This is a genomic window from Ensifer sp. Root558 (assembly GCF_001427045.1).
GTDB lineage: Bacteria > Pseudomonadota > Alphaproteobacteria > Rhizobiales > Rhizobiaceae > Ensifer > Ensifer adhaerens.
In genome coordinates, this window is the sequence record NZ_LMGC01000023.1 from 458,619 (window position 1) to 479,110 (window position 20,492).

Genomic DNA, 20,492 nt, shown 5'->3' on the forward strand with positions numbered 1-20,492 from the left:
TCGAAAGCGCAGCTCAGCCGCCGAGTGCATCCATGACAAGACCGGTATCGCTCGCCTTGGCGCGCGACTTGATCTCGGCGATGCGGGCGCTGACGGCCTGGGCGTCGGAGAAAACAAAGCCTTCGGGCAGCCCAAGGACGGCGATCGAGCAGCGCATCAGCGGAAAATCCTTCGCCGAGCCGTCACGGCCGTAGCCGCTGATGCGGCCCTCCGCCTGATGCTCTGGCGAATAGAGCTGGCCTACGTCGGAGCGAAAATCGTCGAGCAGGCGGTTCAGCACCGCTTCCAGCTCCTCGACCGAACAGCCGCTGACACCGACGAAGAAGTCGTCGCCGCCGACATGGCCGAGGAATTTCTCCTCGCCGATGAAATGGCGGCGCAGCAGGGCGGCAAAGAGCGTGATCGCGAGATCGCCCTTCTGGAAACCGTAGGTATCGTTGAAGGGCTTGAAGTCGTCGAAATCGCAATAGCAGAAGTAACGCGCATGATCGCCGTCGAGGATCGCGTCCTGGACATAGTCGCGGATGGCGCGGTTGCCGGGCAGACCCGTCAGCGGATTCTGCTCCTGCGCCATCTTCAATTGTTTTTCGTTGATAATCTTCAAGAGCGACGAGGCCGAGAGCGTGCCGGCGTAGCGCATGTTCTCCGTCAGGATCAGGCAATCGCTGCCGTCCATGCCGGCGAAGATTTTCAGCATTTCATCCGCCGGCGTGTCGAGATCGGCAATCGGCGCCGGGCTGGCGAAGTGCGAAATCCGCCGCTGGTAGATCCGGTTCTTCAGGAGATCGCGGCCGAAAGGGTGATAGATCAGCTCCTTGACGTGATACTCGTGCAGGATGCCGCGCGGCTCGCCATTGGCGTTCAGGACCGGGAAGAATCCCTGGCGCGGATTGCGCCGGAAGAGATCGAAGACGGAATCGAGTTCGTCACTTTCGCGAACGGTCGGCAGTTGCTCGATCTGCTTGCGGATCAGGATGCCGTCCAGCGTCGACGAGGACCGCCGGCTGGCGACGCTCTGGTCGAGATGCGGATAGGCAGGCAGAAGTTCGCTCAGATGCGTCGTCGGCCGGGCGACGTAATAACCCTGCACCAGATCGCAGCCGAGGTCGCGACAGGTCAGAAACTCCGCCTCCGTCTCCACACCTTCGGCAATCACCCGCGTGCCGAGCACATGGGCGGTGTTGACCGTGTGGCGGACGAGATGGCGCTTGCGGGCATCGGCCTCGATGCCCGAGACGAAGTGTCTGTCGATCTTCACATAGTCGACCGGCTGGTCGCAGAGCAGCTTCAGCCCGTTGAAGCCGGCGCCGAAATCGTCAATCGCCAGCTTGAAACCGGCAAGCCGGAGATCACGCACGAGGGCCGAGAAATCCGGCATCTTGCCGCCATCGAAGCGCTCGGAAAGCTCGAAACAGAGTGACGACGGGGCGATATTGGCGCGCTTCAAGTGGTTGACGAGGCGTTCGACGATGTCGCCTTCACCGCCAACGAGGCGTGAGTCGAAGTTGAGGAACAGCGTGCGTGCGGAATGATCGGGCAGCGTCGCAAAGCCGGCGACGGCGCGACTGTTGATCATGTGTTCGAGCGCCAGCAGCTGCCCTTCTTCTTCCGCCTTGTCGAGCAGCTCCAGCGGCGAGGCAAAGCCGAGTTTCTGAAAGCCGCGCATCAGGGATTCGTAGCCGAAGACGGTGCCGGTCGCCGCTTCTGCGATCGGCTGGAAGGCGGTTTCGATCACCAACTTGGCGAGCGTTACGATCTGGTCGTCGCCGAACCGGCGCAACGAGAGAATTTCGGCGGGGGCGGCGGACATGCCGGGCTCCAGAAATATGGGACGGACGGTCGAACGCCGGCAGCATGGCCAGCAAGCGTCAACGAAGTCTTTCCCCATTATGAAGCTTTGATGAAAGCTATGTGACAGCCGCAACTGCGCCAATCAGATGCAAACACTCTAATGAAATCAGTAGTTTCATGAGCAAGTCCTGCGATCGGTCGGCGTCTGCCCCATCCTGACCGTCGCGCCAGGATGGTTCAGACGAGAACGAGCAATGTCAGGTATCCGGCACCGATGACCAGGCAGAGCGGACCGTAGATGCGACGGTCGAGCGTCACGAAGGGCTCCGTGCCGTGGCGTTGGTGGAACGCGGTGGTGAAGGCCAGGAGGCCACGGGCGACGAAGATGGCGGCAAGCCCGGCAAGGCCGCCATGGCCGAGGATCGGCGGCAAAAGCCCTGCAAAGACGGGCGTCACGGACAATGGCAGGAGCGCCGCCGCAAAGAGGAGTACGACGACGACCAGCGTCAGCCAGACCGGCGGCATCGCCGACCGGTGCTTCGTGCCGACCACCGTGCGGACAAGCGTTTCTTCGTCGTCACAGGGCCAAAGTCCGCCGAACGCCCAGTAGGCATGCAGCCCGGCGATACCGGAAAGAACGAGGAAAAGCAGGATCGCGATTGCCGCCAACATGATGGGTTCCTTGCTTGCCTGTGGGCGGACCGCCTCAAGCGGTCACGGTTGACGGAGACCCTTTGCCCGACCGCACGCCGATCGCCGCGAGCGCGGCCATGAGGAGAAAGGCCGCCCATTGCGGCGTGGTCGAGAGAGAACCGAGATGGGCAAGCCCGTAGCCGATGAAGAGCACCGCATAGGCGAGATATTGCACGATCACCGCAGCGGCCAGCGGCGCACGGTAACGCCCGTTCACGGCGGCAAACAGCAGGGTGATACTGTTGATCAGGAGGATGGCGCTCGTCGCGTGCCAGAGAAGCGAGACATAGGTTTTAAGCAGCGCCGAGGGGCTGCTTGCAAGCAAAGGCACATGCACCTCCGGCCCGCCGGCAAAGAGATGAATGCCCGTTGTCGCCAGGGACAGGATGCCCGCTGCCAGAAGCCATTTGCTCATGCCTTCGCCTCCAATCTTCACCATACGGCAGCGTATGTACGCGACCTGGTTGCATCAGTCAATACGGTGACGTATGGAAGGCTATGACGACAAAAAGTACCCTCACGAGCGATGATTGGATCAAGGCCGCCTTCCGCGCACTGACGACCGGCGGCGTGCAGGCGATCCGGGCCGAGGCGATCGCCCGCGACCTGAAGGTGAGCAAGGGCTCCTTCTACTGGCATTTCAAGGATGTGCCGGATCTGAAGGCAAAGATGCTAGCCCATTGGGCGCGCGAAGCGACAGACGCGATCATCGCGGAAATCGAAGCCGTGGAAGTAACGGCGCAGGAGCGATTGCGGTTGTTGGTGCATGCCGCGACCGACGAACGCAGCCTTCCCTATGGCGGCTTGCTGACGGACGGCGCGGTCCGCGAATGGGCGCGCTTCGACACCATGGCCGCCATGACCCTTAAGTCCGTCGACGAACGCCGCCTTGGCTACATTGCCGACCTGCTCGGTCATTGCGGATTTTCGTCAAGTGAGAGTCGCAGCGGCGCCAGCGCGCTCTACGGCGCGCTGATCGGACTTGAGGCGCTCGCTGCAAACGGTCTTGCTGATCTTCGCGGCGATCTGCTCCGGCTGCTCGAGGCGCTGCTCGGCAGCAGAACCTCGCGCTAAACTCAGCCCTTGGCCAGAACGCCGAAGGCGATCAGCGACAAGCCCTGCATGACGAGGTCGACGGCGAGAAACAGGCCGAGGATCCAGAGGCTGTTGACCGGCCAGCCGGCAGCGATGATCAGGCCGGCCACAAGCGTGACCAGACCGCCGAGTGCAACCCAGCCCCAGCCCTGCAGCGGCCTGAGCTTCAGGCCAACCCAGATGCGGAAGCAACCCGCGACGATCAAGGCGATCGCCATGATAAAGGTGAGGAAGGACGAGGCGAGCACGGGATTGATGAAGGCAAAAAGGCCGGCGATCGTATAGCAGGCGCCGCTCAGGCCCCAGTAGAGCACGCTGTCCCAGCCCTTTACCTGAAAGGCGTGGGCGAGGTTGAACAGCCCGCCGACCAGCATGATGATCCCGACATAATAGACGGACGCGACCGTCGCCATCAGCAGATTGCCGAAGGCAAGGCCGCCGCACATGATCAACAGCACGCCGAGGGCGACGAACCACCCCCATTTACCGGCAACCGCTGACTTGTCGGCTCGATCGAATGCGTGGGTCATCTCAACCTCCAGTCCTTTGCAACGCGAGATCGCTAACGCGGGGATTGAGCCGGATTTCTGCACAAAAGGAAAGTGAAAACACAGTCGATTTTTATTGATTGATGAGTCAATCAAAAATAGACTGATCATCGTCAAGGGAGAGACGGATGCCGAAGGTCGGGATGGAACCGGTGCGCCGCAAGGCGCTGGTCGACGCAGCGCTGCGCGTGATCGGCGACCAGGGCACGCTTGCCGTCACCATGTCCGAGATCGCCCGCCACGCCGGCGTTTCCCCTGCCCTTGCCCACCACTATTTCGGCAGCAAGGAACAATTGCTGATCGAGACCATCCGCAGCCTTCTAAGGCAATTGCGCGACGACACGGTGACGGCGCTCCGCACCGTGGCAGGCCCGCGCGAAAGGCTGAGCGCGCTCATCCGCGTCTCCTTCCAGGCAAGCCAGTTCGCCCCCGATACGATCGCCGCCTGGCTTGCCTTTTACTCGGAAGCGCAGCGCTCGGAAGAGGTGCGGCGGCTGCTCGTCGTCTATGCCCGGCGCCTGCGATCCAATCTGCTGGCAAGCCTCAAGACGCTTTGTGCCGATGATGACGCGGAACGCATTGCCGAAGGCGCAGCTGCGATGATCGACGGGCTCTATATCCGCCAGAGTCTGCGCTCCGCGCCGATCAGCATCGAAGCTTCGATCGCACTTACCGAAGACTATGTCACCTCGCACATCGATCGGCTCACATACCAGGGAACGGCCGCATGACCGCAAGACCGAACATCCTGATCATCATGGTCGACCAGCTGAACGGAAAGTTCTTTCCCGACGGACCGGCCGCGTTCCTGCATGCGCCGCACCTGAAGGCACTCGCCGCCCGCTCGGCCCGGTTCCGCAACAATTACACCTCGTCGCCGCTCTGCGCCCCTGCCCGCGCCTCGTTCATGGCCGGGCAACTGCCGAGCCGCACCCGCGTCTACGACAACGCCGCCGAGTACCAGTCGTCGATCCCGACCTATGCACACCACCTGCGCCGCGCCGGCTACTACACGGCGCTGTCGGGCAAGATGCATTTCGTCGGCCCGGACCAACTGCACGGCTTCGAGGAACGGCTGACGACCGACATCTACCCGGCCGATTTCGGCTGGACGCCGGACTATCGCAAACCCGGCGAGCGCATCGACTGGTGGTACCACAATCTCGGCTCGGTCACCGGCGCCGGCGTCGCCGAGATCACCAACCAGATGGAATATGACGACGAGGTCGCCTTCCTTGCCAACCAGAAGCTCTACCAGCTGTCGCGCGAAAACGATGACGCGGAGCGCCGCCCCTGGTGCCTGACGGTCTCGTTCACCCACCCGCACGACCCTTACGTGGCGCGAAAGAAGTTCTGGGACCTCTACGAGGATTGCGAGCATCTGTTGCCCGAGGTCGGCATGCTGCCGGACGACCGGCAGGATCCGCATTCCAAGCGCATCATGCATTCCTGCGACTACGTCAATTTTGACCTGACGGAAGACAACATCCGCCGCTCGCGCCGCGCCTATTTCGCCAACATTTCCTATCTTGACGAAAAGGTCGGCGAACTTCTGGATACGTTGACGCGCACCCGCATGCTCGACGACACGCTGATCCTCTTCTGCTCGGATCACGGCGATATGCTTGGCGAGCGCGGCCTGTGGTTCAAGATGAACTTCTTCGAGGGGTCGGCCCGCGTGCCGCTGATGGTCGCCGGACCGGGTGTGACGCCCGGCCTGCATCTGGCGCCGACCTCCAATCTCGACGTGACGCCGACGCTCGCCGATCTCGCCGGCATCTCCCTGGACGAGGTCAAGCCCTGGACCGATGGCATCAGCCTGGTGCCCATGATCAACGGCGAGGAGCGCTCAGAGCCGGTGCTGATGGAATATGCGGCGGAAGCCTCCTACGCGCCGCTGGTCGCCATCCGCGAAGGCAAATGGAAATACATCCACTGTGCGCTCGATCCCGACCAGCTCTACGATCTCGAAGCGGATCCGCTGGAACTGACAAACCTCGCTGCCAAGCCCGAAACGCCGGTACAGGCGGCAACCCTGCAGGCGTTCCAGGACATGTGCGCCGCCCATTGGGACATGGCGGCCTTCGATGCGGCCGTGCGTGAAAGCCAGGCCCGGCGCTGGGTGGTCTACGAGGCGCTCCGGAACGGCGCCTATTACCCTTGGGATCACCAGCCGCTGCAGAAGGCATCCGAGCGCTACATGCGCAACCATATGAACCTCGACAATCTCGAGGAATCCAAACGCTATCCGCGGGGAGAATGACATGAAAGCCCAACCGCAAGCCTCGCACTTCATCGACGGCGAATATGTCGAGGACATCGAAGGCACTGTCATCGAGAGCATCTACCCGGCGACCGGCGAAGTGATCGCCCGGCTGCATGCGGCAACGCCGGCGATCGTCGAAAAGGCGATTGCCGCTGCCAAGCGCGCCCAGCCGGAATGGGCGGCTATGAGCCCGACGGCGCGTGGCCGGGTCCTTAAGCGCGCCGCCGAGATCATGCGCGAGCGCAACCGCGAGCTCTCCCAGCTCGAAACGCTCGACACCGGCAAGCCGATCCAGGAGACGATCGTCGCCGATCCGACCTCCGGCGCCGACAGTTTCGAGTTCTTCGGCGGTGTCATCGCCACGGCGCTCAATGGCGACTACATCCCGCTTGGCGGCGACTTTGCCTATACCAAGCGCGTGCCGCTTGGCGTATGCGTCGGGATCGGCGCCTGGAACTATCCGCAGCAGATCGCCTGCTGGAAGGGCGCGCCGGCGCTCGCCGCCGGCAACGCCATGGTCTTCAAGCCCTCGGAAAACACGCCGCTCGGCGCCCTGAAGATCGCCGAAATTCTCGTCGAAGCCGGCCTGCCGAAGGGCCTCTACAATGTCATCCAGGGCGATCGCACCACCGGGCCCCTGCTCGTCAACCATCCCGACGTCGCCAAGGTATCGCTGACAGGCTCGGTCCCGACCGGCAAGAAGGTGGCGGGTGCAGCAGCGGCCGAACTCAAGCACGTCACCATGGAGCTTGGCGGCAAGTCGCCGCTGATCGTCTTCGACGACGCCGACCTCGAAAGCGCCATCGGCGGCGCCATGCTCGGCAACTTCTATTCGACCGGCCAGGTCTGCTCGAACGGCACCCGCGTCTTCGTGCACAAGGGCATCAAGGAACAGTTCCTGACGCGGCTCAAAGCCCGCACCGAGGCGATCGTCATCGGCGACCCGATGGACGAGGCAACGCAGCTCGGGCCGATGGTCTCGGCGCCGCAGCGCGACAAGGTCTTCTCCTATATCGAGAAGGGCAAGGCCGAAGGTGCGCGACTGGTGACCGGTGGCGGCATTCCGAATGCGGTCAATGCCGAAGGCACCTATATCCAGCCGACCGTCTTTGCCGACGTCACCGACGGGATGACGATCGCCCGCGAGGAGATCTTCGGGCCTGTCATGTGCGTGCTCGACTTCGACGACGAGGCCGAGGTGATCGCCCGCGCCAATGCCACCGAATTCGGCCTTTCGGCCGGCGTCTTCACCGCCGACATTACGCGCGCCCACCGCGTCGTCGACCAGCTGGAGGCCGGTACGCTGTGGATCAACACCTACAATCTCTGCCCGGTGGAAATCCCCTTCGGCGGCTCCAAGCAATCCGGCTTCGGCCGCGAGAATTCGGTCGCGGCGCTCAACCATTATAGCGAGCTGAAGACCGTCTATGTCGGCATGGGACCGGTGCAGGCGCCGTATTGAGATTGTTGATTTGGCCCTCCCCCTAGCCCTCTCCCCGCTCGCGGGGAGAGGGGACGAGGCCTGCTCGCCAGACCACACGCGGCAACGCATAGGGACGTCAGAGAGGGAGCAAGACATATCCGCGTTTTCCTTCTCCCCGCCTGCGGGGAGAAGGTGGCGGCAGCCGGATGAGGGGCGGATCCCTCACCGTGCGTATGAGCGGCGCATCCCGTCACTGCGGATGAGAGGCATGCCGAGGGGCAACGATTAAAAGAAAGACCACGCTTATGCAGGCAGATTACATCATCATCGGCTCCGGCTCCGCCGGCTCGGCGCTCGCCTATCGCCTCTCAGAAGACGGCAAGAATACCGTCCTGGTACTGGAATATGGCGGAACGGATGCGGGGCCGTTCATCCAGATGCCAGCAGCGCTTGCCTGGCCGATGAGCATGAAGCGCTACAACTGGGGCTATCTGTCTGAGCCTGAGCCGAACCTCAACAACCGCCGCATCACCGCGCCACGCGGCAAGGTGATCGGCGGCTCCTCCTCGATCAACGGCCTCGTCTATGTGCGCGGCCATGCGGAAGACTTCAACCGTTGGGAAGAACTCGGCGCGCGCGGCTGGGCCTATGCGGATGTGCTGCCCTATTTCAAGCGCATGGAAAACAGCCACGGCGGCGAAGCCGGCTGGCGCGGAACCGACGGACCGCTGCACGTTAAACGCGGCCCGGTCCACAATCCGCTGTTCCATGCCTTTATCGAGGCCGGCCAGCAGGCCGGTTTCGAACTCACCGATGACTATAACGGCTCGAAGCAGGAAGGCTTCGGGCTGATGGAGCAGACCGTCTGGCAGGGCCGGCGCTGGTCGGCGGCAAACGCCTATCTGAAGCCGGCGATGAAGCGGCAGAACGTGTCGCTCGTGCGTTGCTTCGCCCGTCGGATCATCATCGAGAACGGCCGAGCGAGCGGGGTCGAGATCGAGCGCGGCGGCAAGATCGAGGTCGTCAAGGCCAACCGTGAGGTCGTCGTCTCGGCCTCCTCGTTCAATTCGCCGAAGCTCTTGATGCTCTCGGGCATCGGCCCGGCCGAGCACCTGAAGGACATGGGCATCGAGGTGAAGGTTGACCGACCAGGCGTCGGCGCAAACCTGCAGGACCATATGGAGTTCTATTTCCAGCAGATTTCGACCAAGCCCGTGTCGCTCTATTCCTGGCTGCCCTGGTTCTGGCAGGGCGTTGCCGGCGCGCAGTGGCTGTTCTTCAAGAAGGGCCTCGGCATCTCTAACCAGTTCGAGGCCTGCGCCTTCCTGCGCTCGGCCCCCGGCGTCAAGCAGCCAGATATCCAGTACCACTTCCTGCCGGTGGCGATCAGCTACGACGGCAAGGCGGCCGCCAACACCCACGGCTTCCAGGTGCATGTCGGCTACAACCTCTCGAAGTCGCGCGGCAACGTCACGCTGCGCTCCTCCGATCCGATGGCCGACCCCGTCATCCGCTTCAACTATATGAGCCACCCGGAGGACTGGGAGAAGTTCCGCCACTGCGTGCGCCTCACCCGCGAGATCTTCGGCCAGAAAGCCTTCGACCACTATCGCGGTCCGGAGATCCAGCCGGGCGAGAAAGTCCAGTCGGACGAACAGATCGACGCGTTCCTGCGCGAGCATCTGGAAAGCGCCTACCACCCCTGCGGCACCTGCCGGATGGGTGCCAAGGACGACCCGATGGCGGTGGTCGATCCGGAGACCCGCGTCATCGGTGTCGAAGGGCTTCGTGTCGCCGACAGCTCGATCTTCCCGCACGTGACCTACGGCAACTTGAACAGCCCGTCGATCATGACCGGCGAGAAGGCGGCCGACCACATTCTCGGCAAGCAGCCCCTCGCCAGATCGAACCAGGAACCGTGGATCAATCCGCGCTGGCAGGTCAGCGACAGATAGTTCGCGGCAAGGCGAACTTTTTTGCCGGCGATCGACGGCCGCATGTCACATTCGCCGGTGTTATCTTGTCTTGTCTTCTCGAGTGCTTGAGATGAAGGAGACGAAGATGACAGCGAAGCCCGATCCGCATGGGACCGCCGCAGCGGTGATGCCATCATGGCCTCGTGTGCGCGCTAGCCATTTCGGGGCCGGCCGCGCCATATCGCAGCGGGGCGCGTGATGGCCGGGATGATCGACGAAGACGTCAGAACGACCTTCGGCGCGGTACGCCCGCGACTGATCCGCATCGCCTATCGCATGCTGGGCTCCGTCAGCGAAGCCGAAGATGTCGTACAGGAAGCATTCCTGCGCTGGCTGAACGCCGACCGTGCGGCCGTCAAAGAACCATCGGCATTTCTGGGCCGGATCGTGACACGCCTTTGCCTCAACCAGTTGAAGTCGGCACGGCGGCGGCGCGAAACCTACCTCGGGCCATGGCTGCCGGAACCGGTCGTCGAGCAGTGCGACGAACTCGACGACATTACCCTGCCTCTGATGATGGCACTGGAACGCCTGTCGCCGCTGGAACGAGCGGCCTTCCTGCTGCACGACGTCTTCGGTGTCAGCTTCGATGAAATCGGCGAGACGCTCGGCCGCAAGGCAGCAACCTGCCGTCAACTGGCCAGTCGTGCCCGTGTCAATGTCCGCGAGACCCGCCGCCGATTTGCGATGCCACGGGAACAGGGCATGGAAATCGCCGCCGCCTTCTTTGCCGCTTCCCGTGGCGGCGATTTGCACAAGCTCCGTTCGCTGCTTGCGACCGGCGCGATCGTCTATGCCGACGGCGGCGGCAAGACAGTGGCGCCAAGACGGCCGATCGTCGGAATAGACGAAGTGATAATGCTGCACGCCTCGCTGAGGCTGATCTTTGCCCGGGCGATGTCGCGGCTCGTGCGTTACGAATTCATCAATGGGCTGCCCGGTTTTATCACCATCGAAGACGGGGTCCTGCAGACCACCGCGATCGAGATCGAGCGGGATAGAATCACCGTCATCTATGTCACGCGCAATCCGGACAAGCTAAAACACCTCCCAGAAGCGCTGACATATCTCGATGCTCCGGCCGTTCATTGAGTGACGGGTGACCGCGCCCTAACGATCGCGCCCCCGCGCACAGGCACCAGAGCCGACAGCTCTGCTGATCGCCCCTGCTCCAAACAAACTTAACCTGCCACGCGCCGAAGGCGCGTGCCTCTACTCGCTCGGCAGGCCCAACACCAAACCATAGGAGACCAAACCATGAGCAACATATGCATTGCCGTCATCTACCACAGCGGATACGGGCACACGGCACGCCAGGCCAAGGCTGTTAAAGCCGGTATCGAGCGCGTCGACGGCGCACAAGGTCTGCTCCTAGCGGTTGAGGATGTACCGGCACGGTGGAACGATCTCCGCTCGGCCGAGGCGATCATTTTCGGCACGCCGACCTATGTCGGAGGCCAGTCAGCCGCGTTCAAGTCATTTCAGGAAGCGAGTTCCAGTGCCGTGATGGCCAAGGGCTACCTTTGGAAAAACAAGTTTGCTGCCGGTTTCACCAACTCGGGAACCGCCTCGGGCGATAAACTCGCGACGCTGATGCAACTTGCTCTCTTTGCTGCCCAGCATGGCATGCACTGGATCAACCTCGACCTACCACCGGCCAACCACTCGACCAAAGGATCACCTGACGATCTCAACCGGCTTGGCTTCTGGCTGGGCGCCGGCGCCCAGTCCTATGTCGACCAGGGCGCCGATCTGGCGCCGCCACCATCCGATCTTGAGACGGCAAGTCATCTCGGCCAACGCGTGGCCGAGACAACGCTGCAATTCGTGCGAGGAAGAACGGTCGAACAGGAGCCTGCCCTTCCCGCGTGGAGAACGGCAGGCGAGCGATAGGATCAGCGTCAGAGAAAGCCGATCCAGCGGCCGGCGAGCAGAGCACCCAGCCATGTGACCAAGGAGGCAAGCGCCTGCGCACGCAGGCGCAACGCAACGGCTCCCCCTGCGCGCGCGACCGACCAGGCCGTACCCACGCGGACCGACAGTGCATTGAGCGTTCCGATTGCCAGCAGCGCGAGCTTGGTCAGAAACGCCGGATTGGCGAGATAGGCCGAAGGCCTGACGCTGAAGAGGCAAAAGCCGGTGACGATCGCCATCGCCAGGCCGATCGCAGCCGCTTGCGCCAGAAAGGGTCCAAGCACCGCGACGGGCGCATCACCGACAAGCCCGAGCAGCCTCAGATCAAGCGGTACGATCGCGCCGATGAGCAGGCCGATCGCGAGAATATGAGCCGCGTTGACCACGAGATAGAGGATCGCCGAGCGTCTGAGCGCCGCGCCCACCGGCCAGCCGGCGATCCACTCGACGAGTTCCGCGCCGCTCATCCACCGGCCCGGATGCGTTCCGGATAGATGTCATAGGTCTTGCCGGCGACCGTGATGCGCACCGCCTTCATGCGCTTTTCGTTCGGGTCGAGCGAACGGTTGCCGAGAACGATGATCTCGTCACCGGCCTTGGCCGATCCCTCGACAAAGCCTGAGCGCTCCGTCTGGCGGGGATTGCCGAGTTCGACGTGCCACATGCCATCCGTGGACGACTCCACCTGTAAGGTCGGATGCGGCGGCGCCATCGAGATCTCGCGGATGGTGCCCTTGAGCTCGATCTGGTCGGCCTCGGCCCAGGACCATCCGTGATGGGCATAGGCGCCGGTAACCAGAAGCCCCGTCAGGATGATTGCGACAACGCCACGGCGTGAAATGGCATTCAACATGTCCCTGCTCCTTCGCCTGTTTCGGAGAGGTGGCAGCTTGAACCCGAAGAGCGGTTTGCGAAAGGACGCGGTCTTCAACACTTCTTGAGCATCGCAGACAGCCACCGCCTATGGTTGCGATAATCTTGGGTTGCGCGAACTTTAATCAACAGCTTAAAATTTAGCCATTCTTAATCTCCGGTTGTTATGTCTATATGAGACGGAGTGAACGCTGGGCGAACATGCCATGACGGCAGTTTCGCCGCGCAATATCGCGTGCTCCATCCCATCATCGACATCACTCCCCTGCCAAGGCGAGCTCGCTTACCGATGCCTTTGCGGCCATGCCCGCGGCCATCGGCCGAGGATGATTTGCCTTGCGGGCAACCGCGGAGCGTTATTCATGACAATCAAAGCACGCCTGCTCGTCTGTCTGTCCCTGCTCGCCGTCGCCATGCTGGTCATGATCGTTACGGCCTTCAGTGCGCTGACTTCCATCTCCAAACGCACTGAATCGATTGTCGCCGACCGGTTGCTGCCGGTCGACCACTTGAAGACGGTGTCCGACATGTATGCGGTCGAAATCGTCGACACGAGCCATAAGGTCCGCAGCGGCGCCCTAGACTGGGCGGCCGGCGCAAAAGCGATCGACACGGCGCTTGCGACCATCGATACGCGCTGGCGCACCTACGAAGCCACACGACTCACGCCGGAGGAAAAGACGCTGACCGAGATTTTCGACAGGGCGCGCATCGCAAGTGATGCGTCGATCCGCGATCTCGTGCAGATCATGCAGCGTCAGGACAAGGCCGAACTCGAACGCTTTGTCGATACCAAGCTCTACTCATCAGTCGATCCCCTCGCCGCGCCAATCAGCGACTTGATCAAGCTGCAGCTTTCCGAGGCTAACGGCGAACTCGAAGCGGCGAATGCCGAGAAGGACAACCTGACACTCTGGCAAAGTGTGATTGCCGGCTTCGCCCTGCTCATGCTTGGCGCGACCGTCTGGTTCGTCATTGCCGGCCTGCTGCGCCCGCTGACGAGCCTGCGCGAAGCCATGCGCCAGCTTGCCGCCGGCAATCTCAAGGCACTGATCTTCGGCGAAGGTCGCCGCGACGAAATCGGCCAGATGGCCGGCGCTGTCGCCGTCTTCCGAGACAATGCGCTGGAACGCGAGCGGCTGGAGCAAGAGGCCGAAGCCGGTCGTTCGCTGTCTGAACGCGAGCGTGAACAGCGCGAGGCACAGAAGGCGAAAGAGGCGGCCGAGGTCCAGGCGGCAGTCAGCGCGCTCGGCTTTGGTCTCGATCGCCTTGCCGAAGGTGATCTGACCTTCCGCATCGACACGCCGCTTGCCGAACGGCTCGACGCGCTGCGAACCAACTTCAACAGCTCGGTCACCAACCTCGAAGAGGCACTGCGCTCGGTCGGGGAGAATGCCCGCAGCATCAATGCCGGCGCCAGCGAAATCCGCTCCGCCGCCGGCGACCTCTCCAAGCGCACGGAACAACAGGCCGCCTCGGTCGAGGAAACCGCAGCCGCGCTCGACCAGATCGCCACCACCGTCGCCGATGCCAGCCGGCGCGCGGAAGAGGCGGGCACGCTCGTCACCCGCACCCGAGGTGCTGCGGAGAAATCCGGCGAAATCGTCGGCAATGCCGTCACCGCCATGAGCGGCATCGAAGCCTCGTCGCGGGAGATCTCCAGCATCATCGGCGTGATCGACGACATCGCCTTCCAGACGAACCTCTTGGCGCTCAACGCCGGCGTCGAGGCGGCTCGCGCCGGTGAGGCGGGCAAGGGTTTTGCCGTCGTCGCCCAGGAAGTGCGCGAGCTTGCCCAGCGCTCGGCTCAGGCTGCCAAGGAGATCAAGGTGCTGATCGCCACATCCGGCCAGCAGGTCAAATCCGGCGTCACCCTGGTGCGAGAGACCGGCGCGGCACTCGAAAGCATCATCGTCGAGGTCAAGGAGATCAGCAACCACGTGACGGCGATCGTCGAAAGCGCCCGCGAACAGGCAGCCGGCATCCAGCAGATCAATACGGCGGTGAATGCCATCGACCAGGGCACGCAGCAGAATGCGGCGATGGTGGAGCAATCGACCGCCGCCAGCCACAGCCTTGCCCGCGAGGCCGGCGCGCTCAACGACCTCCTGATGCGCTTCAGGACCGGCAACGGCTCTTCGGCAGGACCACGCCTCGTGGCAAGTGGTGCCACGGAAAGTGCAGCCCCCTCGCCCGCACGTGCGTTGACCCGCAAGCTCGCCGGCGCCTATCGCGGCGGCGCGCGACCACAGGAGGACGGCTGGGCGGAGTTCTGACGATCAGGCTTCGGCCGCAAAACAAGGAGACGCGAGCCGCAGGGTTCGCGTCTCTAGCTTTTGCCACATACAGTATTAAATCTAGTAAATTAATAGTCTATATTCGGTTTTTCGCTGCTTTTCGATCTGAGAGGCAGATTTGCTCCAAACAAACAGCATTAGAAACCGCTATTTCTGTCCATTGTCCTGTTCGGCTGCGATATTCCGCCCAAGTTGGAACAGGACGCAGCCATGACCACGTCATCCCTCGAAACCACCGCCAAGGCACTGAACGAGAGGCTCGAAAGCCTGGATCTCGCCGGGCGGCTGGCGCTCGTTGCAAGCCTTGAAGGGCGGGCAGTCTTCACGACCTCGCTCGGCATCGAGGATCAGGTGATTACCGCCGCGATCGGCAAGAACAAGCTTGCCGTCGATGTCGTCACGCTTCAGACCGGTCGTCTCTTCGATGAGACCGCGGCGCTGATCGACAAGACGGAAGAAGCCTACGACATCCTGATCAAGCGCTACCATCCGGAAAAGGCCGACATCGATGCCTATGCGGCGCGCTACGGTCTCAACGGTTTCTATGAAAGCGTCGAAGCGCGACATGCCTGTTGCGACGTGCGCAAGCTGAAGCCGCTTGCGCGCGCACTCGAAGGAGCAAGCTTCTGGGTTACCGGGCTGCGCCGCGGCCAGTCGGGCAACCGTGCCTCCACGCCCTTTGCCGAGGCAGATGCCGAACGCGGCCTGATCAAGATCAATCCGCTGGCCGACTGGGACATCGAGACCATCAACAGCTACGTCGCCACGCACGCCGTTCCGGTCAACCCGCTGCACGCCCGCGGCTATCCGTCGATCGGCTGTGAGCCCTGCACCCGCGCCATCAAGCCCGGCGAGCCCGAGCGCGCCGGCCGCTGGTGGTGGGAGAACGACGAGAAGCGCGAATGTGGTCTGCATGTTCCCGAGGCCGCCGCAAGCTCCATCATCCCCAATTCGAGCAGCGCCGCCTGAGGCTGGCGCGCTCGTCCGAAGACAAATCCTCCCGGAGACTGAAATGCCCCACATCCATCCGGAAACGGAACTGCATAATCCGCAGAGTGCCAAGCCGCCGCTCGATCCGCATCTGAAGGCGCTGGAAAACGAAGCGATCCACATCTTCCGCGAAGTGGCCGCCGAGTTCGAGCGCCCGGTCATGCTTTATTCGATCGGCAAGGATTCCTCGGTTCTCTTGCATCTGGCACGCAAGGCCTTCTATCCCGGCCGCGTTCCCTTCCCGCTGCTGCACGTCAACACCGGCTGGAAATTCGCCGAGATGATCGCGTTCCGCAACGAGATCGTCGAGCGCTACGACCTTGACCTGATCGAGCACGTCAATCCGCGCGGTGCCGCCGAGAACGTCACGCCGTTCACCCACGGTTCGGCGCTCTATACGGACATCATGAAGACCGAGGCGCTGCGCCAGGCGCTCGACGCCGGCCAGTTCGATGCTGCCTTCGGCGGCGCGCGTCGCGACGAAGAGGCGAGCCGCGCCAAGGAGCGCATCTACTCCTTCCGCACGCCCGACCACCGCTGGGACCCGCGCAACCAGCGTCCGGAACTCTGGAACGTCTACAACGGCATGATCCGCAAGGGCGAGAGCGTGCGCGCCTTCCCGCTGTCCAACTGGACCGAGGTCGATATCTGGCGCTACATCCAGGCCGAAGACATTCCGATCGTGCCGCTCTACTTTTCTGAAAAGCGCCCGATCGTCGAACGCGACGGCATGATGATCCTCGCCGAAGACCCGCGCCTCGAACTTTTGCCTGGCGAGACCAAGCGCGAAGAAGTCATCCGCTTCCGCACGCTCGGCTGCTTCCCGCTGACCGGCGCCATCCGTTCGACCGCGACGACGCTCGACGACATCATCTCCGAACTCGAAACCGCGACCGTTTCCGAACGCCAGGGCCGCGCCATCGACCGTGACCAATCCGGCTCGATGGAAAAGAAGAAGCGCGAAGGATATTTCTGATGACCGCACCCGCAACCGCGAATGCCGTCGAGCACGTTGCAGCTGGCGAAGTTCTCGCTTTCCCGGCGCAGGAGCCGGCGCGCGCCACCCGTGACAGCCGTCCCCTTCGGCTCATCACCTGCGGCTCGGTCGACGACGGCAAGTCGACACTGATCGGCCGCTTGCTCTGGGACACCAAGGCGGTCAAGGAAGACCAGGCAGCGACGCTTCAGCGCGATTCCAAAGGCAAGCAGAACGATCTTGGCCTTCCCGATTTCGCGCTGCTGCTCGACGGGCTGCAGGCCGAGCGCGAACAGGGCATCACCATTGATGTCGCCTATCGCTACTTCTCGACCGACAAGCGCTCGTTCATCGTCGCCGACACGCCCGGTCATGAGCAATATACCCGCAACATGGCGACCGGCGCCTCGACCGCCGACCTCGCCGTGCTGCTCGTCGACGCCCGCGTCGGACTGCTCGAACAGACCCGCCGGCATGCGACGATCGCGACACTGATGGGCATCAAGCAGTTCGTGCTGGCGGTCAACAAGATCGATCTCACCGACTACGACCGCGCCCGTTTCGAAGAGATCAGCCACGAGTTCCGCGAGCTGGCGCTGTCGCTTGGCGTGCGCCAGGTCATCGCCATCCCGGTCTCGGCGCTAAAGGGCGAGAACGTCGTCTACGACGGCCGCGCCTCGATGCCCTGGTATGACGGCCCGACGCTGATCGAGGTACTGGAGCTGGCAACCACCCGTTCGGCCCAGACCGTTGGTTTCCGCCTGCCGGTGCAGCGCGTCTCGCGGCCCGGCGAAAGCTTCCGCGGCTATCAGGGCACGGTTGCCGGCGGCTCGGTGAAGCCCGGCGACAGTGTTGTCATCCTGCCCTCGGGCATGGTTGCCAACGTCACCAAGATCGTCACCTTCGATCTCGTGCGCAACGCAGCGGTCGCCGGCGACGCGATCACGCTCGTGCTCGACCGCCAAGTGGACGTCTCGCGCGGCGACATGATCGTCGCGATCGACAGCCAGCCGCTGACCGGTCTTTCCTTCGACGCCCAGCTCGTCGCGCTGCAGGCCGAAGGCATCCAGCCCGGCAAGCGCTACTGGCTGAAGAGTGGCAGCCGACGCCAGCGCGTCCAGGTGCAGCCGGCAAGCCAGCTTGACCTCCAGACCGGTAAGTGGAACCAGGCCGATCAGCTGCCGATGAACGCCATCGGCAAGGTGCATCTTGCCTTCGACGAGCAGGCGATCTTCGACACTTACGAGCAGAACCGCACCACCGGCGCGTTCATCCTGATCGATCCGGACACCAACAACACGGTGGCGGGCGGCATGATCACCGCCAAGCGCTCGGCGCTCGGCGGCATCCACACGGAAGACGCCCGCGTCATCCTCTCGCTGCCGGCCGACCTTGCCGACCAGCTGATGGCGACCGAACTTTTCGCCGGTCGCCGCGAGGAAGCCGAAGTTCGCCGCGTCTCCGCCGGCAGGGCCGTGGAGATCATCGACGACATCGACGGGTGAGCGACATCGCACGCAGCAAAAAGGGGCCGGAGCGGCCCCTTTTTATTTTGCATGGACGGCTGAGAACCAGTGGTGATCGCCGTGGACGCATTTCGACAGCTTGCCGGAGGCGCAACTCCGCAGGCATCCATCAAAGCTGCTGCTCGATCGCAGGAAGAGTGATCGTCAGCGGCGCAGGATCGGCGTGCTGCCAAAGCTGGTAGCCGACGACGCTGCCAAGAATAGCGGACCAAATGGCGATCTCGCGAAAGTTAAAAATTGGTTCCTTCAACATCTGAGCCTCTCGGGCAAAAACAAGTGTTGATGGAAATATCGCCCCGATTGTTCACGCTGATAAGACACCAATCTGCGAACACGTCGTTTCCATGTGAACAATAAACGGCCTGCGTCGGCGCCGCGATCGCCGAGGTCAAGGTTCCGTTGCGGCGTTATCAAGCCGGAGAGGCGCTGTTTCAAAATGAAACAACGCTGGTAATCGCTTCACCATGACGCAAGCCTCGCGCGATCACGACTATCAATCCAACGCCGCATTCGTAACTTGGCGCGTCGATCATGAGGATCGATAGGGCTGTTTCACCGTTTCCGAACGCCGTGGGACAGTCCGCCTGACTATGGACTAATGAAAGCGGACGCGACGTTCGCCTTCACCCCCTCGCCCGGAACATTTGCATCGACGGTCGCGCACCCTGCGGTGGACAGAACCGCTCTCCTCGGCGTATCTGGGCGGCCTTGGCGCAAGAATGCCGAATCAGGGAGACGACAGGGTGAGCACCGACAAGCAACCGGAAACCACCGTAAAGGTCGAGAAACGCATCAACGGCAAATGGTGCTTCGTCATCAAGTTCCGCGGCGTCACCTACCCCGCCCAAGGCAACTTCACGTCGATGCTGGAGGCACAGGCCGCCGCGCAATCCGTGCTGAACGGCCTGGAAAAGCGGGGCTGACCGAGCGCATGGCGGGCGGCGGTGCTATGCGGCCCGCACCGCACCGCCCCTACACAAGTCAAGCGCAGCTACCGAGCAAACGCCGAGAGCCACTGCCACTTCTTTCTGATCGATAGCAGCAGCGTGCGAATGCGCCGGTCGCGATTTGTGATTAGTCGCGCCGAACGCCAGGGCGTTTGTTTCCGGTACTCCAGAAACGTCGCCTTCTCCGGGTGCTCGCATTCTTTCGTGTTCGGCTTGGCGTGAGTGAAGTGCACGATGGAAGCTTGAGAATAGTCTTCCCACCCCTTCTGCGCATTCCAGTGGCCGGGGAGATGAACGAAATTCCCTTCGGTCGTAAGGTTCAGTACGTCCTGATCCAAGAAATCGAACGAACGCGCCTGAAGCAGCCTGGCAATGCGAGCCGTGTAGTCCTGCGCGTTCCAGGCATCGATATCGACCAGCAGGACTCCCGCGTTGAAGTAGGGTGTGTTCGCCTCTCGGCCGAGCGACGGATTGAAACGCGTCGGGTCATCATAGGGAACGGCTGCAACGGCCCTGCCTTCAAACGACAGATCGGCCAGTGGTGCCAGGCTCTTTTTGATCAGCGTGTCAGCGTCCAGGTAGAGCAGACGGTCGTGCCGGTCGGCTAGCAATTCCGGCAGATACAGTCGAGCGTAGGTAGCGCGGCTCCAGTAGCTCGTCGTCTTCAGGCCTGAGATTTTTGAGAGAATGTCGCCTTCGACATCGATGAAGCACAGCTTCCGTTTGGCACAGGCTTGCAGCATCTCCTTGTCGGACGCCCGCAGCCCGTCACCTAGGATAAAGACCTGCGCATCTGGAATGCCACCGTTCTTTTCGAGCGAGTAAAGCATGACACCCGCGAGTTCCGCGAAGCGCCTGTCGATCGAGCATGCAACAATCATTTAAAGTCAATTTCAGCAATGCAACGCGCAGCCACAGGGCCGCATGCAGTGTCCAGGCCAAAAGCAAGATCTCGCTCGACCGCACATACCGGTAGACGCTTTGATTGCTTTCATTTGAAATGGCGTGACCCTCGCCAAGCGAGGGCCACGCTCATGGTGTCGCGCAATATGCGACGGAAGTATCAATGAAATTAATAGGTCATCTCTTACCCGAAAACACGCGGATGCACTGGTGTGCTTCTCTTCATGGCGAATGACTTCGCACACCATGCTTCCGCGTCAAGTGGGCAGAGCAG

Annotated in this window: 20 protein-coding genes; 12 read left to right on the forward strand and 8 right to left on the reverse strand. The window is 62.4% G+C overall.

The window, feature by feature from the left end:
- Positions 1-13: 13 nt before the first annotated feature.
- The 3 genes from ASD63_RS22075 to ASD63_RS22085 form a co-directional block, all read right to left on the reverse strand.
- Positions 14-1,810, reverse strand: coding sequence for a GGDEF domain-containing protein (locus tag ASD63_RS22075; protein WP_034789215.1), 1,797 nt, complete (start codon positions 1,808-1,810; stop codon positions 14-16).
- Positions 1,811-2,028: 218 nt separating this feature from the next.
- The gene (locus ASD63_RS22080) at positions 2,029-2,463 is read right to left on the reverse strand and encodes a DUF3995 domain-containing protein (protein WP_051659152.1); all 435 of its coding nucleotides are present in this window, start codon (positions 2,461-2,463) and stop codon (positions 2,029-2,031) included.
- A gap of 34 nt (positions 2,464-2,497) precedes the next feature.
- Complete coding sequence (locus ASD63_RS22085; RefSeq protein WP_034789430.1) at positions 2,498-2,899, reverse strand: hypothetical protein; 402 nt, start codon at positions 2,897-2,899, stop codon at positions 2,498-2,500.
- Between the two features lie 83 nt (positions 2,900-2,982).
- Here ASD63_RS22085 and ASD63_RS22090 point away from each other — a divergent pair, with 83 nt between their 5' ends.
- Positions 2,983-3,558: a TetR/AcrR family transcriptional regulator gene (locus ASD63_RS22090; protein WP_034789212.1), complete on the forward strand. Its 576-nt coding sequence runs from the start codon at positions 2,983-2,985 to the stop codon at positions 3,556-3,558.
- Positions 3,559-3,560: 2 nt separating this feature from the next.
- On the opposite strand, the gene ASD63_RS22095 is transcribed toward ASD63_RS22090, so the two are convergent.
- Positions 3,561-4,109, reverse strand: a complete 549-nt coding sequence (locus ASD63_RS22095; RefSeq protein WP_034789210.1) for an HdeD family acid-resistance protein — start codon at positions 4,107-4,109, stop codon at positions 3,561-3,563.
- A 146-nt stretch (positions 4,110-4,255) separates the two neighbouring features.
- Here ASD63_RS22095 and betI point away from each other — a divergent pair, with 146 nt between their 5' ends.
- The 6 genes from betI (at position 4,256) to ASD63_RS22125 (ending at position 11,685) form a co-directional block, all read left to right on the forward strand.
- On the forward strand, positions 4,256-4,858 hold the full coding sequence (gene betI, locus ASD63_RS22100; protein WP_034789209.1) for a transcriptional regulator BetI: 603 nt from the start codon (positions 4,256-4,258) through the stop codon (positions 4,856-4,858).
- The gene (gene betC, locus ASD63_RS22105) at positions 4,855-6,390 is read left to right on the forward strand and encodes a choline-sulfatase (protein ID WP_034789207.1); all 1,536 of its coding nucleotides are present in this window, start codon (positions 4,855-4,857) and stop codon (positions 6,388-6,390) included. The genes betI and betC overlap by 4 nt, the downstream gene beginning before the upstream one ends.
- A gap of 1 nt (position 6,391) precedes the next feature.
- Entirely contained in the window at positions 6,392-7,855 is a 1,464-nt protein-coding gene (betB, locus tag ASD63_RS22110; protein ID WP_060529827.1) for a betaine-aldehyde dehydrogenase, read from the forward strand.
- 266 nt (positions 7,856-8,121) lie between these two features.
- Positions 8,122-9,771 (forward strand): choline dehydrogenase, encoded by a 1,650-nt coding sequence (gene betA / locus ASD63_RS22115; protein ID WP_060529828.1) that lies wholly within the window; start codon positions 8,122-8,124, stop codon positions 9,769-9,771.
- Positions 9,772-9,990: 219 nt separating this feature from the next.
- Entirely contained in the window at positions 9,991-10,884 is an 894-nt protein-coding gene (locus tag ASD63_RS22120; RefSeq protein ID WP_051659150.1) for a sigma-70 family RNA polymerase sigma factor, read from the forward strand.
- A gap of 165 nt (positions 10,885-11,049) precedes the next feature.
- On the forward strand, positions 11,050-11,685 hold the full coding sequence (locus ASD63_RS22125) for a flavodoxin family protein (protein WP_034789198.1): 636 nt from the start codon (positions 11,050-11,052) through the stop codon (positions 11,683-11,685).
- 8 nt (positions 11,686-11,693) lie between these two features.
- Here ASD63_RS22125 and ASD63_RS22130 read toward each other — a convergent pair whose 3' ends face one another.
- Both ASD63_RS22130 and ASD63_RS22135 read right to left on the reverse strand, forming a co-directional pair.
- Entirely contained in the window at positions 11,694-12,173 is a 480-nt protein-coding gene (locus tag ASD63_RS22130; RefSeq protein WP_060529829.1) for a DUF6644 family protein, read from the reverse strand.
- Positions 12,170-12,559: a DUF6152 family protein gene (locus ASD63_RS22135; RefSeq protein WP_034789195.1), complete on the reverse strand. Its 390-nt coding sequence runs from the start codon at positions 12,557-12,559 to the stop codon at positions 12,170-12,172. Before ASD63_RS22135 ends, ASD63_RS22130 begins: the two co-directional genes overlap by 4 nt.
- A 382-nt stretch (positions 12,560-12,941) precedes the next feature.
- Here ASD63_RS22135 and ASD63_RS22140 point away from each other — a divergent pair, with 382 nt between their 5' ends.
- The 4 genes from ASD63_RS22140 to cysN all read left to right on the forward strand — a co-directional run bounded on the left by ASD63_RS22140 (position 12,942) and on the right by cysN (position 18,347).
- Positions 12,942-14,855, forward strand: coding sequence for a HAMP domain-containing methyl-accepting chemotaxis protein (locus tag ASD63_RS22140; RefSeq protein WP_034789192.1), 1,914 nt, complete (start codon positions 12,942-12,944; stop codon positions 14,853-14,855).
- A 231-nt stretch (positions 14,856-15,086) separates the two neighbouring features.
- Positions 15,087-15,845 carry a phosphoadenylyl-sulfate reductase gene (locus ASD63_RS22145; RefSeq protein ID WP_034789190.1) on the forward strand — a complete coding sequence of 253 codons (759 nt, stop codon included), beginning with the start codon at positions 15,087-15,089 and terminating at the stop codon, positions 15,843-15,845.
- Between the two features lie 43 nt (positions 15,846-15,888).
- On the forward strand, positions 15,889-16,842 hold the full coding sequence (cysD, locus tag ASD63_RS22150) for a sulfate adenylyltransferase subunit CysD (protein WP_034789188.1): 954 nt from the start codon (positions 15,889-15,891) through the stop codon (positions 16,840-16,842).
- Positions 16,842-18,347, forward strand: a complete 1,506-nt coding sequence (gene cysN / locus ASD63_RS22155) for a sulfate adenylyltransferase subunit CysN (protein ID WP_034789186.1) — start codon at positions 16,842-16,844, stop codon at positions 18,345-18,347. Before cysD ends, cysN begins: the two co-directional genes overlap by 1 nt.
- 130 nt (positions 18,348-18,477) lie before the next feature.
- Here the strand turns inward: cysN and ASD63_RS35760 are convergent, their stop codons facing one another.
- On the reverse strand, positions 18,478-18,621 hold the full coding sequence (locus ASD63_RS35760) for a hypothetical protein (protein WP_090294740.1): 144 nt from the start codon (positions 18,619-18,621) through the stop codon (positions 18,478-18,480).
- Between the two features lie 490 nt (positions 18,622-19,111).
- On the opposite strand from ASD63_RS35760, the gene ASD63_RS22160 reads away from it, so the two are divergent.
- Complete coding sequence (locus ASD63_RS22160) at positions 19,112-19,291, forward strand: hypothetical protein (protein ID WP_034789185.1); 180 nt, start codon at positions 19,112-19,114, stop codon at positions 19,289-19,291.
- 68 nt (positions 19,292-19,359) lie between these two features.
- Here ASD63_RS22160 and ASD63_RS22165 read toward each other — a convergent pair whose 3' ends face one another.
- Positions 19,360-20,196, reverse strand: a complete 837-nt coding sequence (locus tag ASD63_RS22165) for a glycosyltransferase family 8 protein (protein WP_051659149.1) — start codon at positions 20,194-20,196, stop codon at positions 19,360-19,362.
- Between the last annotated feature and the right edge of the window lie 296 nt (positions 20,197-20,492).